We start from the raw sequence: 18,428 nt of genomic DNA on the forward strand, positions 1-18,428 counted from the left end.
TTAAGCCGCTTTTTGCGAATCTTGTGATCCGCGCACACCAAGCATATGGCATATAGCATAAACCAGATTAGCCCGATTCATCGTGTAAAAATGAAAATCACTAATCCCGCGATCCACCAAATCAAGCACCTGTTCGGTCGCAACCGCTGCAGCAACAAGCCGTCGCGTACCTGGGTCATTTTCTAAACCCTCAAAGCGGCGATGCAACCAAGCCGGCACATGCGTGCCACAACGTTCAGCAAAATTAGCGACCTGGTTAAAATTAAGAACCGGCGCAATACCTGGAATAATCGGAATTGTAATCCCTGAGCGACGAACGCGTTCGAGATATGTTTCAAATACATCATTATCAAAGAAAAACTGAGTGATCGCCTTATCTGCTCCAGCATCTACTTTTCGTTTTAAATACTCAATATCAGCCCAAATATCAGCACTTTCTGGATGCTTTTCCGGATAGGCCGAAACCGCAACCTTAAAATTGCCACGCCGTTTAGCTGCAGCGACAAGATCAGCGGTCAATTTATAACCGTCCGGGTGCGGCGTATAAACACCACCCACCCCTTCGGGAGAATCACCGCGAAGAGCCACAATTTCAGTCACACCTGCTTCAGCATAACCATCCAGAACCTCGTCAATTTCTGCACATGATGCCCCAACACAAGTTAAATGCGCCGCAGCCGTTAAATTGGCTTCTTTGACGATACGCTCTACGGTTTTATGCGTGCGCTCACGTGTCGAGCCGCCTGCACCATAGGTCACCGACACAAAGCTTGGATCTAAGGGTGCCAAACGCTCGACTGACTCCCATAAGGCTTCATTTTGCTTCTCACTATGCGGCGGAAAGAACTCGAAAGACACATTAATATTAGCGCCTTTTTCACCAAGTTTTGTTCTATTGTTCTGTGTATGCGGCATTTTGACGTCCTTAAACTTTACTGATCTTTTATTGCGGTCCAAATAGTGACCGTTAGCTCTTGGTCCGAAATTTTTTCCGGATCGAGCTTCATTGTTTTCAATGGTGTCATACCCACATTCTCAATCCAGCCCAGCATTTGCTCATCAGCAAACCCAAGCCGTCGATGAGCGTAATCAGTACGCATGAATTCAAGTGTATGAGGGGCAAAATCGACAATAATCCAACGCCCGCCTTGAGCTGTTACACGAGCAACCTCTGACAGAGCGAGGGCCGGATCATCAAGGTAATGAAGGACTTGATGAATTGTCACCAAATCAAAATCTGGAGATAAAACGCCATTTTGGAATGTGAGATTATAAACATCCGCTTGGCGTACCTGAACAGGGTTATCAGCTCCAACAAGCTTATTTCGCGCAACAGACAACATGCGCGGATTGGCATCAATACCAACCGAACGCTCAACACGCGCGCCAAAAAGCTCAATCATACGGCCAGTACCAGTGCCCACATCCAACTGATTTTTAAAAGTCTCATCATCAAACTGCGCCAGCACGGCCTCTTCCACAGCCGCTTCGGCTACATGGCGCGTACGAACATCATCCCATTCGCGCGCATTGGCATCAAAGTAATTATTGGCATCATCCGCATGGGATTGGCGCACCTGCTCAAGACGCTCATGGTCTCGTAACAATTGCGGGTCAGTTTTATCCAGATTAGACAGCAAATTCCTAATAAGAGCCGCGCCCGGACCAATATCAACCAGGCGATAATAAACCCACGCGCCTTCCGGAAAACGTTCGATCACGCCGGCGTCGCAAAGCAACTTCAAATGACGCGAAATTCTCGGCTGGCTTTGCCCCAGAATGATCGTGAGATCACTAACCGTCAGCTCACACTGAGCTAAGAGGGCCAACAAACGTAAACGTGTTGCTTCACTGGCAGCCTTCAAACGGCCCAAAAGCGTATCAAAAGAGAGGTGCGTAGGCGTATCCAAAAAAGCCTCCAAAATCATATAAACATATGTTTATACGATTTTAGAAAGCTTTTCAACCATTGATACAAGATCTCTGGATATTATGCAGCAACTTGTTGCAGGTTAAATCCTTCAAGACGCTCTAAATAAAGACGTTTTGCTTTTTCTTGCGTCAGATTCGCATATGCTCGCATTGCTTTTTGGCGAATTTCATCATTCAAGATTTTGCTCCAAGGCCCCACATTAAGCAGTGCGGACACCAGTTCTTCTCTAAAATTCAAGACCTTAAAAGCCACAATAGCGGGTTCAATCTTCGGCATGGAAAGCCAATAAACTGCATCTTCCAAATCAAAATCTGCAACAATTGCGAACATCGCACATACGCGAGGGAAGTTATCTTTTTGTGCGGCTTCCAAAATATCAATATTCTTTACTGAGCATAATTTTTGATGCCGCAATGCTTGCGCATAAGCAGAATCAAATTCAATTCCAAGCACATTATCCTTCGCCGTAACGCGGCTTTCGACAACTGACTTTGCTTTATCAAGATGGGCCATCAAATCACCACGGCCGCTTTTTACCAATTGCTCACGAACTGATTCGCTAGCTTGACTAATAATTTCCTCGACCACCGATTGCGGCAAGTCAGGCCGTTCAATCAATCCTTTTTGGATTTTTTCATTTTCATGTGCACGATTGGTCAAAAACTGAAATGATTTATCAGCCAATATAGCGCCCTTATTTTGTGCCAACTGTTCCCAAACTTGCGTATTTCCCATACGAATAAGCTCAGTGGTAACCGGCATCGTCACAATCTTTCTGTCTGCAATCGCTACGAGATGATCCGCACCACATTGCCGTACCACATTTATCAAATCATCATCCTGCAAGGCAGTTGAATTCATTAAAACAGGCTTCGCGATGTTTATAGGCTCCAAAGACAAACGTTGCATAACCCGCCTTGGCGCGTCATCTAGTGACGCAAGTCTGTTCGCAATACGTATGCGTGCTTCATCCTCAACATAGCCAATCATTTGAGTGAGCACATCTTCGCACATTTCAAGCTCAGACTCTATTGCACTGTGTTTTGCAACACCAAATAAATCAAACACAAAACCAAATAGCTCTTCTTTGGATTCGCCACTCCCCGCCGCATTTTTCAATGCTGACAAAATATTACTTTTGCCGTTTGTTACCTCAATCATTTTACACCTGCCTGTTTGCATTATTCAACAAGCATCATAACAATGAGATATTGAAATATATCCAAAACGCGTCTGATAATTTATTTTAAACTTCACTCAATTGCATACAGCCAGTGAAAGCTTTTAGTAACGATAAAGTGTCCACCACAAACACCACAACACTGCTGCAAATTTGTGACCTTTCATAAAAATTTCATTATCAACACCTAGCGCAAAAATAGCGCGCGCTTTAGAGTGAATGCTAATTTATGCATTGCAGACGACAAATTGACACCAGATTGATCAGGGTAATTGGATGCAGTCTCAAAACACTCAGCGACAAGACGCCGAACAGACCGAAGCTGTCGCAAAAGATAAAGCCGAACATTTACGCAAGGCCGTTTACCAACACAAAGCCACAAGCCGCGCTGGCTTTTCTGAGCGTCTGTTCACATGGCTTTTCAAAGGTCTCGTCTATCCACAAATCTGGGAAGACCCTGATGTGGATATGCAGGCCCTCCAGCTTGGCCCACAATCACGCCTGATCACCATCGCCTCAGGCGGCTGTAATGTTTTGTCTTATTTGACACAAAACCCAAAAGAGATTTTGGCTGTCGACCTTAACACAGCTCACATCGCCCTCACCCGATTAAAGCTAAAGGCCGTTGAAGCCCTTCCCAACTATGAAACCTTCTATCGTTTTTTCGGCGAGGCGGATGAAAAAGCCAATCTGCGCACCTATGAGCGTTTCTTGCAAAATGAAATCGACGCCCCCACCAAAGCCTATTGGGAAGGCCGCGACCGCCTGTTTCGAAGACGCATCACACTTTTTTCCCGCGATCTTTATCACCACGGCCTCCTCGGTTATTTCATAGGCGTCACTCATTTTGTTGCCAAACTATACGGCATTGATCCAGCAGACCTGACCAAAGCCAAAACCATGGAAGAACAACGCTCTTTCTTTGAAGGATCATTAGCCCCGATTTTTGACAAGCGTCTTGTGCGCTGGGTAACCTCAAAAAAATCATCACTGTTTGGCCTTGGCATCCCACCAGCACAATATGATGTGTTGGCGGGTGGCGGCGATATGTCAGTTATTTTGAAACACCGCGTAGAAAAGCTCGCGTGCCATTTCTCTATGAACGATAATTATTTTGCATGGCAGGCCTTTGGTCGCGGCTATGCGCCAAACAGCGCGAATGATGACGGTACATCAACCTCCACAGGGCGCTCTGGTCCGTTGCCGCCCTATTTGCAGGCCCAACACTTTGACCACATCAAAAGCCGCGCCAACCGCGTCTCTGTTACCAATAAGTCTGTCACCGAAAAGCTGAAAGACGAAGCAGATGAGAGCATGGATGGTTATGTGCTGCTTGATGCGCAAGACTGGATGACCGATCAGCAGCTCAACGAGTTGTGGTCTCAAATCACCCGCACCGCCAAAACTGGCGCGCGCGTTATCTTCCGCACTGCCGATGAGCCTTCCCTGCTACCAGGTCGCGTGGTTGACGAAATCTTGGGGCGCTGGAGTTATCAAGAAGAACAATCCCTCACCCTAAACAAACATGACCGCTCAGCCATTTATGGCGGCTTCCATCTTTACGTAAAGAACTAGACCATGAGCACAGAACCTATGAATAACAAGCATGCTGGACAAATGGACGGGATTTATAAATCCCAGCGCCATATCTATGATCTAACGCGCAAGTATTATCTCTTTGGTCGCGATCAACTTCTCGATGATTTAAAACCCGAATATGGCGAGAGCGTTTTGGAAGTCGGCTGTGGCACGGGACGCAATTTGATTATGGCTGCGCGCAAATATCCATGGGCCAAATTCTATGGTTTGGATATTTCTGAAGAAATGCTGATCACAGCACGCACCAATGTAGAAAAAGCAGGCTTCAGCGATCGCATCACCTTAGCCAAAGGCGATGCCTCTGATTTTTCAGCCAGCACCTTGTTTGGCATCACACATGCTGACCACGTGTTTTATTCCTACACACTGTCCATGATTCCACTGTGGGAAAATGCCATCGAACAGGGATTAAAAGCTCTAGCCCCCGATGGCGCGCTCCACATCGTTGATTTTGGTCAGCAGGAAAATTTACCCGGCCTCTTTCGCTGGATCTTACAAAAATGGCTTGCTGTCTTCCACGTTAAACCTCGCACAAGCCTTGCAGGTGTGAGCGCCACCTTTGCCAAGGAAGCAGGCCGCACAGGCCGCTTCACCCCGCTTTATCGCGGCTATGCGTGGCGCATCACGATCGCTTAATCAGCGTTTTGTTGTTGCAACGCCCGCAGCGCCACATCGGCTAAAAAGATCAATCCGCCAAAACCCACAGCCAGCACAATGCCATAAATCGGCGCAACCGCGAAGAGCAGACCATCTTGCGCGTCAGGGCTTTGGTTCCAAATAAAGGTGCTACCAAAAAAATAAATCCAAAGCCCCATCAGCAAAACATTCAGCCCGCATAACGCAAAAACCATCTTCGTGGTTTTCACAAATCGGGTGAATGCAAAAATGATGATAAATGGCACCATCAACGCCACAGCAAATATCAAAACACCCAAGATCTCACCAATCGGCTGGCTCCAATCCACCGGATAACTAACCGTCGCAACACAAAGCGCCACAGCAACGGCTGTCAGCATGAATAAAAGACGATGGGCAAGAGTCATGAGGGGAGCTTTCTGGGCTATGCACGAATAAGCGCAATGACGAACGCCCGCGAAGATAATCACTCTCACAAGGAAAGGCAAAGGCAATTTTATTGGTGGGGAAAGAGGGATAAATGAAAGACAAAAGCCCAGCTGGATCTTGTCACTTTTATGCACGATAAGTTTTACTTTGATAAAGTTTGATAATAGGAAATTATGGGAAACTTGAAAAGGTGTTATGGGGCTGGCCATGAAAAGAGATGATGAATTTATACGTGAGTTACTTTTTGAATTTGAAGCTTCTAATGATTTATATTTGATAGCACATGTATCCCAGTCTGCTTCTGATGATGATAAAAAGAGATATTTACATGCTGAACTATTATGTGATGCTGGTTTTTTTGAAGCAGTAAACAAGGGTTTATATCGAATGACGAATCAAGGATACGATTACCTTGAGGTTATTCGAGATAATTCGATATGGGAGAAAACTAAGTCAGGTGCTGAATTGATCGGTGGTGCTACTCTAGGCATTTTGAAAGAGCTAGCTGTTGCTTACGCGAAGGACGCCGCCAAAACAAAACTAGGCATTGACTTAGGTTAAGCATTTCGTTCTTTATTTCAAAACTTATAACATCCTCACCACTTACCAAACCCTGGAAACCTCAACGGCTTTAAGTGCCAAATAGGTGCCGTACAAAATTCACCAAAACTTCCACCCCTAACGAGTAGCTTTTAAAAAGGTGATGAGGCCAAACATCACAAAGCCAAATCCTATTACTAATAAGATAATTGGCGCTATGGGACCCAAATCTATTTCCAATGATGTGTAGTTTTCATGCGTAAAAATAAGCAGACCACAGGCCAATAAAATAGAAACGATACCGAACAGTCCACGAAGAATATTCATAAAATCACCCCATCACCGCGTGAATGGTTGATATTTAATCCGGCGTGGATTTTCTACCGCATCTGGTCCAAGGCGACGTTTTTTGTCTTCTTCATAATCTTCAAAGTTGCCCTCAAACCATTCCACATGGCTGTCGCCTTCAAAGGCCAGAATATGCGTTGCCAACCGGTCGAGGAACATACGATCGTGGGAGATGACCACGGCGCAGCCTGCGAAATCTTCGAGCGCATCTTCAAGCGCTGCCAAAGTTTCCGTATCCAGATCATTGGTTGGCTCATCGAGCAAGAGGACATTCGCGCCCGATTTCAGCATTTTTGCCAAATGCACACGGTTGCGCTGACCGCCCGAAAGCGTGCCAACCGGCTGTTGCTGGTCGCCGCCCTTGAAATTAAACGTCGAGCAATAAGCGCGTGAGTTCACTTCGCGTTTGCCAAGGTGGATGATGTCATTGCCTTCAGAAATTTCTTCCCAAACGGATTTCTTCGGATCCATATCATCGCGGCTTTGATCCACATAACCAAGCTTCACCGTATCGCCCAAACGCACCGAACCGCCATCAGGCTCTTCAGCCCCTGTAACCATTTTGAACAGGGTTGTTTTACCGGCACCGTTCGGCCCGATGATGCCGACAATACCGCCCGGTGGCAGTTTGAAGGAGAGGTCATTCACGAGAAGACGATCGCCAAAACCTTTCTTCAAGCTATCGGCTTCAATCACCACATCGCCAAGACGCGGTCCCGATGGGATAACAATCTGCGCATTTGTCGGTGAGCGATCTTCGTTACGCTTAAGAAGCTCATCATAAGCCTTGATCCGCGCTTTTGATTTCGCTTGGCGGGCTTTCGGGCTGGATGAAATCCATTCGCGCTCGCGGTCGAGTGCTTTTTGCCGCGCTTCATCCTCGCGCCCCTCTTGTTTCAAGCGCTTGGCTTTCGCTTCAAGATAGGCCGAATAATTGCCCTCATACGGAATGCCCGTGCCGCGATCGAGTTCCAAAATCCAGCCGGTCACATTATCGAGGAAATAGCGGTCGTGAGTGATGATGAGGACAGCACCCTTAAACTCGCGCAAGTGCTTCTCTAACCATGCGACTGTTTCCGCATCAAGGTGGTTGGTAGGCTCATCAAGCAACAGCAAATCAGGCTCAGACAGCAAAAGCTTACAAAGCGCAACGCGGCGCTTCTCACCACCAGAAAGATTAGTAACAGGACTATCAGACGGCGGACAACGCAGCGCATCCATCGCCATTTCCACCTTGCTCTCAAGGTCCCACAAATTCTCCGCGTCGATCTGATCTTGAAGCGCTGACATTTCATCAGCCGTTTCTTCAGAATAATTCATCGCCAGCTCATTATAGCGATCTAAAATGGCCTGCAGTTTGGCAACGCCTTCCATGACATTGCCCTTCACATCTTTACTCTCATCAAGCTGCGGCTCCTGCGGCAAATAGCCAACGGTTGCACCCTTAGCGACCCAAGCCTCACCGGTGAAATCTTTCTCAAGACCCGCCATGATTTTAAGCAATGTCGATTTACCTGCGCCATTTGGCCCAAGCACACCAATTTTCGCATCAGGATAAAAAGACAAATGGATATTATCCAAAACCTTTTTGCCGCCTGTATAGGCTTTCGAGAGACCTTGCATGAAATAGATAAATTCGCGCGCCATGGGATATCCTAAACTTGAAGAGATTTGCGTCTGTTTAAGAGGTTCAAAGCCTCCACGCAAGGTATCTATGACACTCTATCGCGGTAACGAGCATTTGAGGTGGAAAAAACGCGCCTGTGACGCATATAAGAGGATAACCAATAGGAGCCATTGATGCGCAGCCTTTTAGCCACACTACTTTTCATTCCCTCACTTTTCATAGCAGCGCCCACTCTAGCCTGTGGGCCGGATAGCAACTGCGAGATAGAGAATGACAGGCATTACCGTATCCGCATACCTGAAGGCCATGACGGCAAAACGCCTATAGGCGCCATCATTTATGCCCATGGATATAAAGGCAATGCCAGCGGCGCCATGAACAACAAATCATTAGGAAAAGCCGCCAGCGATCTTGGGCTTGCTTTGATCTCCGTAAAATCCGCAGGCCCCGACTGGCATATTCCCAATTCGCCATCACAGCATCCACCTGAAGAATGGGTCGAGTTAGAGTATTTTGACAATGTGATTGCTGACGTGGAAAAGCGTTTTTCCATAGATACGTCCAAACTGCTGATGACAGGGTTTTCCGCTGGCGGCATGATGACATGGACGCTTGCCTGTGAGCGCAGTGAAAAATTTGTGGGCTTCGTGCCCATGTCTGGCACCTTTTGGGCGCCCCACCCACAAAGCTGTCCATCACCGCCCGCAAACGTCATCCATTATCACGGCGCAAAGGATCAAGTCGTTCCCTTAAAAGGTCGTCGCATCGGTCCAGCTCGCCAAGGCAATGTATTTGATGTGCTGACGATGTATGAGAAAAATGGTGACTATATTGGCGATGTAAAAAATGTGACCGACAAACTTTCCTGCATCCGCAAAACCAATCCAGACGCTAAAATTCTTGAACTATGCCTCTATGACGGTGGGCATGGTTTCAGGACCGATTATATTGTGCGGGCATGGGAAAAACTGAAGCTTTTAAGCACCGTCAATGGCGGGCCAAAATTATAGGCGCCCCAGCCGGTTGACCGGAATTTTCAAATAATGCTCTCCGTCATCTTCTGCAGGTGGCAACTGACCTGCACGCATATTCACCTGTATGGATGGAATGATAAGCTTCGGCATGGATAGCTGCGCATCACGCGCGGTACGAAAGGCAACAAATTCATCAACCGTTTTACCCGCCCCCACGTGCACATTATCAGCTTTTTCTGCCGCGACCGTCGTCTCCCAACAAAAGACATCCCGCCCCGGCGCTTTATAATCATGGCACAGGAATAACCGTGTCTCATCAGGCAAAGCCAAGACCTTTTGAATTGAATGATAAAGCTCACGTGCATCTCCGCCTGGGAAATCTGCTCGCGCAGTGCCAAAATCGGGCATAAACAATGTGTCGCCCACAAAAGCGACATCCCCCATCACATAGGTGAGGCAGGCTGGCGTGTGGCCCGGCGTATGTATAACATTCACATCCATTGTGCCAATTTTAAATGTAGCACCATCCTCAAACAAAGCATCAAACTGGCTACCATCCATTTCAAAATCAGTGCCAGCATTAAACACTTTCCCAAACACCTTTTGCACCTCGTCAATGCGCGCATTGATGCCAAGCTTACCGCCCGTTCTCTCCGATATATAAGGAGCAGCGGATAAATGATCCGCATGAACATGGGTCTCAATCACCCATCCGACTTTTAAACCGCGCTTGTTGATCTCGCCAATAATCATATCGGCAAATCCGGTACTGATCGTACCCGACGCCATTTCAAAGTCGAGAATGGAATCAATCACCGCACAAGCACTTGATGCAGGGTCTTTGACAATATGACAGACCGCATTCGTCTCCTCATCAAAGAAACTTGCAACATCAGGCCTGATAACATCTATAATCGGCTTCATGGCAGACACAATCATATCCCTCATAAATTCAATATTATTAGAATAATACACCTTATATAACCTAGTATACAGAAGCACCTTTTCAAAGAAAGGAAAAATATTAGCATAATAAACTATTATTGAATGAGGTTGCGCTTGACCAATAGACGAGACGCGAACACAAAGGACGCTCTCGAAAAAGCCAAACAAAAAAAGATCTAAGCTACCCGATCATGTGGCTCATGGCCTGCGAAATAAGCATCAAGATTATCGAGCGCCCGAAAGCCCATAGCATCGCGCGTATCATAAGTAGCAGAGCCAATATGTGGCAGCATGTAGATATTGGGTAACTCAGATAATTTAGGGTTTCCACCCGGTTCTGTTTGAAAAACATCCAGACCAGCGGCAAACAATTTACCCGATTTCAGCGCATCAATCAGCGCATCTTCATTGACGAGCGACCCACGCGCCGTATTTACAAAAATAGAACGATCAGGCATGAGATCAAACATCGCTTTATTCATCAAACCTGTTGTTTCAGGCGTAGCCGGACAATGCATCGACAACACATCACAATGAGGCAAAAGGTCTTCTACGCTCTCGTGATATGTCGCACCCTTTTCAAGTTCTGGAGGTAAGCGGCGACGGTTATAATAATGCACTTCCATATCAAAACCGCGCCCACGATCAGCCATCACTTGGCCCACCCTGCCCATGCCTATTATGCCTAAGCGCTTGCCGGTTGTCTCAACACCCATCATAAAGGTGGATGGCGACCAGAAATCCCATTTTCCGGCACGCACTAAAACGTCACCTTCTGCCCCGCGCCGCGCGGCACCAAGCATGCACAAAAAGGCGATCTCCGCTGTCGCATTCGACAAAACATCAGGCGTATTGGTTACCACGACCCCTTTGGCTGCAGCAGCTGCCAAATCAACATGGTCGGTGCCGACCGAATGATTGGCGATAATCTTCATGCGCTCAGGCAGCGCGGCTATCACCGTCGCCGAGAACTGTTCAGAATGACAGGGCAATACCGCGTCAACATTCTGGCAGCGTTCAATCAGTTCCTGCTCGCCATAAACCGTGTCTTCCATATTAAAAACCGGATTATAGTCGCGCGCCAAACGCTCCTGAACAGGGTCGGTCAACCGGCGTGGAACAAGAATGACAGGTTTATCAGTCATGGAGTATATTCCGTGTAATTAAGCGTTTTTCTCAGCTTCAGCAGCGGCTTTGCGTCGGGGAACGAGCACCAGCATACGATAAAAATCATAAGCGGCCATCGCCATACAAATACTAGAAATAATGATGAGATCAATTTCCGGCACCCAAATGATAACCACAGTGATAAAAAGAACGAACGATCCCAAGGCTACCAGCGCAATAATGCGATCTATCATATGTCTTCTCCTTCAAAAGCCGCTAAGGTCTATTCAGCAGCACTCAATGTTTTAATCAACCAGTTTGCTACACGCAGCAAACGACCATCTTCATGTTTCGCACTCACAAGTTGAACACCAATTGGCATGTCATTCTCTCCCACAAGCAGTGGTAAGGTGACAGCAGGCACACCTGTGAAACTCCACAAAGTACAAGCGCGTGGGTCGCCTGTTTGATCTAATGTTTTGGGCGCTTCACCATAAGATGCTGGCGTAAGGATCGCATCATAGCGCTCCATGATCTCTTCAATGCCGCTGGAAAGAACACCTTGCCAATCGCGGGCGGCAAGATAATCATGGGCAGATATACCCTTGCCCTCTTCGATAATAGACGACAGATGGTCTGAAATAGGCTCCTTGGCATCTGCATATTTAGAAAGATTGCGGCTCATCTCAACCGCCATAATCACGCGGTGCATCGAAACACATCCGTCAAAAATAGCAGGCAGTGGCACAATATCAATTTGATCACCAAGTATATTGCAAAGCTCAGCAAAACCATCACGCGCATCTTGCGGTGCATCTACCCAATCCGGGGGCGCGATGAAGGCAAACAGTGGTTTTAAAGGAATTTCTGATGCGGCTGTTTGTGCAAAGCGTGGCGCGGGTGCAGGCAGCACGCTATCATCTTCACCGTCATCCCCAACCAGAACATCAGATAAAAGGGCAGCATCATTGACCGTGCGCGCAAAAGCACCGACCTGATCAAGCGAAGGGCATATTTTCAAAACACCCGTGCGGGCAATTTGCCCAAAGCCGGGTTTAAAACCCACCACACCACAAAATGAAGCCGGTCTTATTACTGAGCCATTGGTCTGTGTCCCCACCGCAAGTGGCGTCATAAAATCAGCAACCGCAGCTGCTGATCCAGCAGACGAGCCGCCAGGTGTATAATCTAGATTGTGCGGGTTGCGTGTTTTGGTAGGTTCAAAATAAGCGCCCTCGGTCGTCGTTGTCTTGCCCAAGAGCAAAGCACCAGCACCACGCAAACGGCGCGTTATGCTTGCATCACGTGACCTGCGGCCCTCATCATGGGCAAGACCATTTGCTGTGGGCATATCACCAGTGTCAATAATATCCTTTAGCGCAACTGGGACACCATGAAGCGGGCCAAGCGGCAATCCACGCGCACGTATTTCATCAAGCCTCGTTGCTTGCTCTAAAACATACTCATGGTCGATATAAGCAAAAGCTTGGACCTCGCCATCACGCTCAGTAATGCGCGCAAGGCATGCCTTTGCAACCTCAAGCGAAGTCAATCTACCATCAGCAATAGCCTCACAGAGGTCTGTAGCTGACATGAGATGTAAATCTTGCACAATCATCTTCCTTTAATTGATCCTAACGAGGAGGATAGAGAACGTCAGGCAACCAATAAACGATGGCTGGGAATTGATAAATCGCGACCATGGTAATGAATATCAATCCGAGAAACGGCATTACCCCTTTGAAAATCTGCGACAGCTCAACACCCGGGGGCGCTACCCCCTTGAGGTAATAGGCGGCCATCGCCATCGGCGGGGTTAGGAAACTGGTTTGCAAATTCAACGCAACCAAAATGCCGAAGAACAAGGGGTCGACCTGAAAGTGAGCCAGCAATGGCAGAAAGATTGGAATGAAGATGATGATAATCTCAGACCATTCCAAAGGCCAGCCAAGCAAGAAGATGATGAACTGCGCCAAGATCAGGAACATAACCGGCGTCATATCGAGACCAATCACGAAGTCACGGATCAAATGCTCGCCGCCCAATTTACTAAAGACAGAAGAAAACACCCATGAGCCAACAAACATCCAGCAAACCATAGCTGTTGTTTTAACGGTTAGATAAACAGATTCTTGAAGCTTATCCCATGTCAACGAGCGATAAAGGATCGCAAGCAATAATCCCCCAAGCGCACCAATAGATGCTGCCTCCGAAGGCGTTGCAAGACCAAAAAGAATAGCCCCCAAAACGGATAAAATCAAAATAGCCAATGGGAAGAATGATGTCGCCAACATCCAAGCAATACGCCCATAGCTGAGATTAAGTGTTTCATCTTGCGGCGGTTTGGGCGCGAGCTTTGGATTAATGGTCGCCCGACCGATCACATAAATCATGTAAAGTCCAGCAAGCATAAAGCCTGGAACAATTGCCGCTGCATAAAGCTTGACGATCGAAACATTCGAGGTTGCCGCATAAACAATCAACATGATGGATGGCGGGATCAAAATACCAAGGCACCCACCGGCACAAATAACACCTGATGCAAAGCTTGTGTCATATTTTGCTTTCATCATAGCAGGCAGTGCCAGCATGCCCATTAGGGTAACAACCGCACCGATGATACCTGTGGCTGTTGCGAACATCGCGCAAGTGGCAAGTGCCGCCACGGCCATAGAACCTGGTAAGCGAGACGCCGTCACATAGAGCGTCTCGAATAGCCGGGTGACTATATTGGCCCTCTCTACGATATACCCCATGAACAAAAACAACGGTATGGCGGTCAAAACGTCATTACTCATCACCGAGTAAGTCTGATTAACAAATAAAAATGAAATGGTGTTCAAGCTTCCATAAGCATACCAGCCAAAGCCGATACCCATCGCCATCAATGTAAAGGCAATGGGAAAACCAAGGAAAATCGTCAGAATGAAGATGCCGAGCATCGACACCGCAATTTGTGGGTCAGTTAATCCGAACATTATTTAGTCCCCTCGGCTACTTCCGGGTTTTCTTTAATGAAATCCTCGGTCAAAATAGCGCCGGGCCCTCTTTTTAATAGAATATCTTCAAGCTCTTCCACATCGTCGTCCAAATGAGGAGGCCATTCGTTTTCGCGCATAGCGATGATGCAACGGCAAACCTGCGCCATTCCTTGAATGAGCAGCAAGATAGCCGCAGCCACAAGAACCGCTTTAAATTGGAAAACAGGCACGCCAGCAGGACTATAAACGCTGACTTCCCAGCGCGCAGGATCGTAGCTGTTAAAAGCACGGCCAGCATATTTCCAACCCGCATAAATCAAGGCCAAAATACCAGGAAAGAAGAAGATGAAATAGAGCACAAATTCGACCGCGCCCTGTGTTCTTGGCTTCCAAAGCCGATAAAGAAAATCACCACGTACATGGCCATCGCGCGATAACGTATAGGCGCCAGCCATCATAAACATTGTGCCATACATCATATAACTGAGATCAAACGACCATGATGTAGGATCACGCAAGGCATAACGAACAAAAACCTCATAGCCAGTGCCGAATGTCATAACAACGACACACCAAGCAAAAGCCTTACCAAACCACTCTGTGATCCGGTCAATAAAATGTATGAAACTAAGCATGGTCCCTCACGCGATACAGTCCGCAAATTGTCTTTGTAGACAAATCAAGACCGGACAAATAGCCCGGTCCTGAAACTTTTATAATCCAAAAAAACCCTAGAAGCCGAGCTTGCCTGGGAAGTAATGGTTGTAAGCAAGCTTGAAGTCAGCCGCATTAGTAAGGTCATAAAACGCAACGCGCTCAGCCCATGCTTTCTGGCTGTCGACAACTTTCTTAAAGAAAGGATCTTTATTCAAATCATCAAGAACTCTATCCCAGCTTTCCAACTGAGCTTTCATGATAGACTCGTCCGTACGATAAACATTCACACCATCTTCATTGATGAGCTTATCCAAATCTTTGGAGTATGTATCCATAGCAAGACCGTAGTTTGCTGTGTTAGCCGCTTCAGCAGCATATTCCAAGATTGCTTGCTCTTCACTTGAAAGGCTTTCGAGTTTTTGCTTGTTGAACAAGATTTCAAAATACTCAATAGCTTGGTGATATGAACCGAGGTGATAATGCTTAGACACATCTTGTGCACCAAACTGGCTATCAGCAGTTGGGTTGTTAAACTCAAACGCTTCAATCACACCACGCTCAAGCGCTGGTACAATTTCACCACCTGGAAGCTGTGTCACTTTAAGGCCCATGCCCTGCATAACGTCAGTCGCAAGACCAACTGTGCGGTATTTAAGACCTTGCATCTGATCAGCAGATGTAATGTGCTCTTTGAACCAACCAAGCGGCTGAGCCGGCATAGGCATTGCGAAGAACGCAGAAACATTGAGACCCAGAATGTCTTCAACGAGTTCTTTATAGAGCTCTTTACCGCCACCATAATGGATCCATGCAATCATCTGATGCGCATTTGGACCAAAGATCGGGCCAGTACCAAACAAAGACGCTGCTTTGTTCTTACCATACCAATAAGCTGGTACAGAGTGAGCTGCATCAAGAACGCCATCATTAACAGCATCTTGAACCGCAAACGCTTTAACAATAGCGCCAGCTGGCAGATATTCGATTTCCAACGCACCGCCGGACATTTTGTTGACGCGGTCAGTATATTGTTTCGCCATGTCAGAGAAAATTGAGCTTGCGCCCCATGAGCCCTGCATAGTCAATTTTGTCGCAGCTTTCGCAATGTGTGGCGCGCCAAGCGTGCCAGCAGTTGCAGCAGCACCACCAGCAAGTAGGCTACCTTTTAGAAATTTACGACGTGATTGTGTGGTCGTTTCAGACATAGACATCCTCCCAAGATTGTCATTTTAATATTGCGCTCACAGATCTACATTCTCCCGATCCTAAACGCATACAAAGTGATTATAAAAGACCCCGAAGCAACAAGCAATGCAAGCGAATTATTATTTACCAGAAGGAATAACACTTATTATTATTATAATAATTCTTGCAATTTAACGGCGTAGAATTAATTGAAGTCTACAAGCTACCCATTGATTTAATTATCAAAAAACAATAAATTACCACACACTAAGAATTCTTTTGGACCATAAACTAAAAACGGTTTTTCTGACACATTACGCAGAATTGATGAAGCACATAATCAAATGGTAAAAGAAGAGCGCAACGCGAATCATTTTTCTACCATTCAGGCTTATGATAACTGAGCCCATGATCTGAAAAAATCTTCTCCATACGGCCATCTTGCACGGCTGAAATAATGGCATCCTCCACGGCATATCCAAGAGGTCGCCAACGAAAATTCGTTGCTACCGAAAGCGTCCAATTTCCAAGGGCCAATCCCGGCAACGGTGGCTGGTGCACACCAAGGCGTTCGGTCAAACCGTGTTCAAGCTGTCCAAGCGGACCCATAACGGCTTTTACCTCGCCAGCATCCAATGCACTCATTGCCTCTGCGGTGCTCTTATATCGCTTCATATTTGCTAACAACTGTCCACCAGCAATGCTTGATAGATAGAAATCTGAAATTGTATCATTTTCAACACCAACACTATCAAACCTGAAATAAGCAGGGGTTGGCAGGCTATCCGAATAGCCCATTTTGTCGTAAGCAATAGCAATCGTCTCGTTAAAATAATGCCCCCCCAAAACCACGTGTTCGTTGCGGCAAACAAGCTCTCGATTATAGGGAATGTGCATCATGACATTTGAAATTTGACCGCCAACCAGACTGCCTTTCCAAATGTTATTGCGCAAATCCGCATCAACATTCTCAGCAGCACTGGTGATATAAAACCGCGCCTCCACGCCGAGGTCTTTAGCAATCAAACGGGATAGATCAATATCAATACCAACAAGCTCCCCTTCCTTGTTGTAAGAATACGGCGGGAAGTCTTCATAGACAGAAAACAGCATCCATCCGCGTTCTTGGATATCATCCAGGCTTTGCCCAATAATATTGCGGCCAGTGTTTTGTGGCTTGCTATAATGCCCAAACCCAAATCGTACATTCTCACAATTATTCGCCTGCGCATGTGCGCGCGTAATAAAAAGCGATTGGGAAGCGTACTGCCCCTGTAGGGCAGTCAGCATGACAATCAAAATTAAATAACTGAGATGATAACGCATGGACTATTTGACTACTCAGCGGCCGATAGGCCAACGGTTAAAGCTTCAGCCGCGGCCACTAAGCTATTTTGTGAGCCATCAAGCAGCGCGACTGCCCGTGACGCCGCTGAATCAGCAACAGGTGCTTGAGAAGCGGTAACGATAGATTTTGCAATCACGTCCATCTCTTCACGCAGTGGCGCAATTTCTACTGCAGTATCTGCGGCTGACTTGTCGCTAGCTGCAATGGTTTTGAGTTGATCGCGTATCTCTTTCAAGCGGTCGCTATGCTCATCCAAAGCGCCATCATCAGGCCGAGCTTCAATATAGCTACGAATTGCCCAAGCTGCTTTTTGACCGAGCAGATCCCCGAAGGCTGGCATCTTAGTAATACCGTTTTGTGTATAGCCGTTTTGATAGCGCTCTAAATACCACTCATCGCCATCTATATTGGCCTCCAAATATCGCAGATCAGGGGCTAGGCCACCTGAGATCGCTTCAAGGCCATGACAGCGGGCACAATTTTGATTGTAGCCAGAAGCACCAACTTGCAAAGCCACTTTCCATTCAGGCGTAGCAGGATCACGCCATGGATTTTCTTCAAGCCATTCCTCTCCAATATCCGGCAATGCTGATGTATCGACGGCTTGTGGGGTAACATCACCATGAGCCTTAACATCACCCAATGATGCTAGAACGAATGATGCAGTTGCAAGGCTTGCGGCAGCCAGTACAAAAAATCTAAATTGCATAAATTCCTCCCTAAATATGCGCTCACGCTAATCAATCTCGTTTTAATCAGCAACAAAAATATACTAACCCGCATAATCATATATCTATTGCCATTCAATCTAAGTTGTTTGTAAGCTCATGGAAACTTATGTACATATTAAATACGACTGAGTGGGGGATAGACTGCCGTTGATTAGAAAAATAGTTTCAACACTACTCATGATTTTATGGTCATTGAGCATCGCACGAG

General features: G+C 46.8%; 19 protein-coding genes. 4 read left to right on the forward strand and 15 right to left on the reverse strand.

What is annotated here, in order from left to right; all coding sequences use genetic code 11:
- The 3 genes from metF to ABJ081_04005 form a co-directional block, all read right to left on the reverse strand.
- Positions 1-915: a methylenetetrahydrofolate reductase [NAD(P)H] gene (gene metF, locus ABJ081_03995; GenBank protein MEP6355823.1), complete on the reverse strand. Its 915-nt coding sequence runs from the start codon at positions 913-915 to the stop codon at positions 1-3.
- A 17-nt stretch (positions 916-932) separates the two neighbouring features.
- Positions 933-1,910, reverse strand: a complete 978-nt coding sequence (locus ABJ081_04000; protein ID MEP6355824.1) for a metalloregulator ArsR/SmtB family transcription factor — start codon at positions 1,908-1,910, stop codon at positions 933-935.
- 80 nt (positions 1,911-1,990) lie between these two features.
- On the reverse strand, positions 1,991-3,094 hold the full coding sequence (locus tag ABJ081_04005) for a DUF2336 domain-containing protein (protein ID MEP6355825.1): 1,104 nt from the start codon (positions 3,092-3,094) through the stop codon (positions 1,991-1,993).
- 295 nt (positions 3,095-3,389) lie between these two features.
- Here ABJ081_04005 and ABJ081_04010 point away from each other — a divergent pair, with 295 nt between their 5' ends.
- Positions 3,390-4,688, forward strand: a complete 1,299-nt coding sequence (locus ABJ081_04010; protein MEP6355826.1) for a DUF3419 family protein — start codon at positions 3,390-3,392, stop codon at positions 4,686-4,688.
- Between the two features lie 3 nt (positions 4,689-4,691).
- Positions 4,692-5,348, forward strand: coding sequence for a class I SAM-dependent methyltransferase (locus ABJ081_04015; GenBank protein ID MEP6355827.1), 657 nt, complete (start codon positions 4,692-4,694; stop codon positions 5,346-5,348).
- Here ABJ081_04015 and ABJ081_04020 read toward each other — a convergent pair.
- Positions 5,345-5,755, reverse strand: coding sequence for a hypothetical protein (locus ABJ081_04020; protein ID MEP6355828.1), 411 nt, complete (start codon positions 5,753-5,755; stop codon positions 5,345-5,347). The genes ABJ081_04015 and ABJ081_04020 overlap by 4 nt on opposite strands.
- A gap of 229 nt (positions 5,756-5,984) precedes the next feature.
- On the opposite strand from ABJ081_04020, the gene ABJ081_04025 reads away from it, so the two are divergent.
- Entirely contained in the window at positions 5,985-6,338 is a 354-nt protein-coding gene (locus ABJ081_04025; protein MEP6355829.1) for a DUF2513 domain-containing protein, read from the forward strand.
- 117 nt (positions 6,339-6,455) lie between these two features.
- Here ABJ081_04025 and ABJ081_04030 read toward each other — a convergent pair whose 3' ends face one another.
- The gene (locus ABJ081_04030; protein ID MEP6355830.1) at positions 6,456-6,644 is read right to left on the reverse strand and encodes a hypothetical protein; all 189 of its coding nucleotides are present in this window, start codon (positions 6,642-6,644) and stop codon (positions 6,456-6,458) included.
- Between the two features lie 12 nt (positions 6,645-6,656).
- Complete coding sequence (ettA, locus tag ABJ081_04035) at positions 6,657-8,312, reverse strand: energy-dependent translational throttle protein EttA (protein MEP6355831.1); 1,656 nt, start codon at positions 8,310-8,312, stop codon at positions 6,657-6,659.
- 153 nt (positions 8,313-8,465) lie between these two features.
- Here ettA and ABJ081_04040 point away from each other — a divergent pair, with 153 nt between their 5' ends.
- Positions 8,466-9,302, forward strand: a complete 837-nt coding sequence (locus tag ABJ081_04040; protein ID MEP6355832.1) for a polyhydroxybutyrate depolymerase — start codon at positions 8,466-8,468, stop codon at positions 9,300-9,302.
- On the opposite strand, the gene ABJ081_04045 is transcribed toward ABJ081_04040, so the two are convergent.
- From ABJ081_04045 to pedF, 9 genes are all read right to left on the reverse strand, one after another.
- Positions 9,297-10,190: an MBL fold metallo-hydrolase gene (locus tag ABJ081_04045; GenBank protein ID MEP6355833.1), complete on the reverse strand. Its 894-nt coding sequence runs from the start codon at positions 10,188-10,190 to the stop codon at positions 9,297-9,299. The two genes, ABJ081_04040 and ABJ081_04045, sit on opposite strands and share 6 nt — an antisense overlap.
- A gap of 197 nt (positions 10,191-10,387) precedes the next feature.
- Positions 10,388-11,356: a D-glycerate dehydrogenase gene (locus ABJ081_04050; protein MEP6355834.1), complete on the reverse strand. Its 969-nt coding sequence runs from the start codon at positions 11,354-11,356 to the stop codon at positions 10,388-10,390.
- A gap of 18 nt (positions 11,357-11,374) precedes the next feature.
- Positions 11,375-11,572, reverse strand: coding sequence for a hypothetical protein (locus ABJ081_04055; GenBank protein ID MEP6355835.1), 198 nt, complete (start codon positions 11,570-11,572; stop codon positions 11,375-11,377).
- A gap of 29 nt (positions 11,573-11,601) precedes the next feature.
- A complete protein-coding gene (locus ABJ081_04060; GenBank protein MEP6355836.1) occupies positions 11,602-12,912 on the reverse strand; it encodes an amidase in 1,311 nt (436 codons plus the stop codon).
- A 40-nt stretch (positions 12,913-12,952) separates the two neighbouring features.
- Entirely contained in the window at positions 12,953-14,296 is a 1,344-nt protein-coding gene (locus ABJ081_04065; protein ID MEP6355837.1) for a TRAP transporter large permease subunit, read from the reverse strand.
- Positions 14,296-14,934 carry a TRAP transporter small permease subunit gene (locus ABJ081_04070; GenBank protein ID MEP6355838.1) on the reverse strand — a complete coding sequence of 213 codons (639 nt, stop codon included), beginning with the start codon at positions 14,932-14,934 and terminating at the stop codon, positions 14,296-14,298. Before ABJ081_04070 ends, ABJ081_04065 begins: the two co-directional genes overlap by 1 nt.
- Positions 14,935-15,030: 96 nt before the next feature.
- Positions 15,031-16,161, reverse strand: a complete 1,131-nt coding sequence (locus ABJ081_04075) for a TRAP transporter substrate-binding protein (GenBank protein ID MEP6355839.1) — start codon at positions 16,159-16,161, stop codon at positions 15,031-15,033.
- Positions 16,162-16,519: 358 nt separating this feature from the next.
- A complete protein-coding gene (locus tag ABJ081_04080; GenBank protein ID MEP6355840.1) occupies positions 16,520-17,467 on the reverse strand; it encodes a transporter substrate-binding domain-containing protein in 948 nt (315 codons plus the stop codon).
- A gap of 11 nt (positions 17,468-17,478) precedes the next feature.
- Positions 17,479-18,198 (reverse strand): cytochrome c-550 PedF, encoded by a 720-nt coding sequence (gene pedF / locus ABJ081_04085; protein ID MEP6355841.1) that lies wholly within the window; start codon positions 18,196-18,198, stop codon positions 17,479-17,481.
- Between the last annotated feature and the right edge of the window lie 230 nt (positions 18,199-18,428).

Source organism: Hyphomicrobiales bacterium, from assembly GCA_039989895.1.
In the GTDB taxonomy this organism is placed as follows: Bacteria; Pseudomonadota; Alphaproteobacteria; order Rhizobiales; family JACESI01; genus JACESI01.

Bases quoted from the DNA above. Each gene is read 5' to 3' on its own strand.
- ABJ081_04025 (MEP6355829.1), top strand. From the start codon at position 5,985: ATGAAAAGAGATGATGAATTTATACGTGAGTTACTTTTTGAATTTGAA.
- metF (MEP6355823.1), bottom strand. From the start codon at position 915: ATGCCGCATACACAGAACAATAGAACAAAACTTGGTGAAAAAGGCGCT.
- ABJ081_04050 (MEP6355834.1), bottom strand. From the start codon at position 11,356: ATGACTGATAAACCTGTCATTCTTGTTCCACGCCGGTTGACCGACCCT.
- ABJ081_04010 (MEP6355826.1), top strand. From the start codon at position 3,390: ATGCAGTCTCAAAACACTCAGCGACAAGACGCCGAACAGACCGAAGCT.
- ABJ081_04060 (MEP6355836.1), bottom strand. From the start codon at position 12,912: ATGTCAGCTACAGACCTCTGTGAGGCTATTGCTGATGGTAGATTGACT.
- ABJ081_04015 (MEP6355827.1), top strand. From the start codon at position 4,692: ATGAGCACAGAACCTATGAATAACAAGCATGCTGGACAAATGGACGGG.
- ABJ081_04020 (MEP6355828.1), bottom strand. From the start codon at position 5,755: ATGACTCTTGCCCATCGTCTTTTATTCATGCTGACAGCCGTTGCTGTG.
- pedF (MEP6355841.1), bottom strand. From the start codon at position 18,198: ATGCAATTTAGATTTTTTGTACTGGCTGCCGCAAGCCTTGCAACTGCA.
- ABJ081_04065 (MEP6355837.1), bottom strand. From the start codon at position 14,296: ATGTTCGGATTAACTGACCCACAAATTGCGGTGTCGATGCTCGGCATC.
- ABJ081_04070 (MEP6355838.1), bottom strand. From the start codon at position 14,934: ATGCTTAGTTTCATACATTTTATTGACCGGATCACAGAGTGGTTTGGT.
- ABJ081_04040 (MEP6355832.1), top strand. From the start codon at position 8,466: ATGCGCAGCCTTTTAGCCACACTACTTTTCATTCCCTCACTTTTCATA.
- ABJ081_04055 (MEP6355835.1), bottom strand. From the start codon at position 11,572: ATGATAGATCGCATTATTGCGCTGGTAGCCTTGGGATCGTTCGTTCTT.
- ettA (MEP6355831.1), bottom strand. From the start codon at position 8,312: ATGGCGCGCGAATTTATCTATTTCATGCAAGGTCTCTCGAAAGCCTAT.
- ABJ081_04030 (MEP6355830.1), bottom strand. From the start codon at position 6,644: ATGAATATTCTTCGTGGACTGTTCGGTATCGTTTCTATTTTATTGGCC.
- ABJ081_04080 (MEP6355840.1), bottom strand. From the start codon at position 17,467: ATGCGTTATCATCTCAGTTATTTAATTTTGATTGTCATGCTGACTGCC.
- ABJ081_04005 (MEP6355825.1), bottom strand. From the start codon at position 3,094: ATGATTGAGGTAACAAACGGCAAAAGTAATATTTTGTCAGCATTGAAA.
- ABJ081_04075 (MEP6355839.1), bottom strand. From the start codon at position 16,161: ATGTCTGAAACGACCACACAATCACGTCGTAAATTTCTAAAAGGTAGC.
- ABJ081_04045 (MEP6355833.1), bottom strand. From the start codon at position 10,190: ATGAAGCCGATTATAGATGTTATCAGGCCTGATGTTGCAAGTTTCTTT.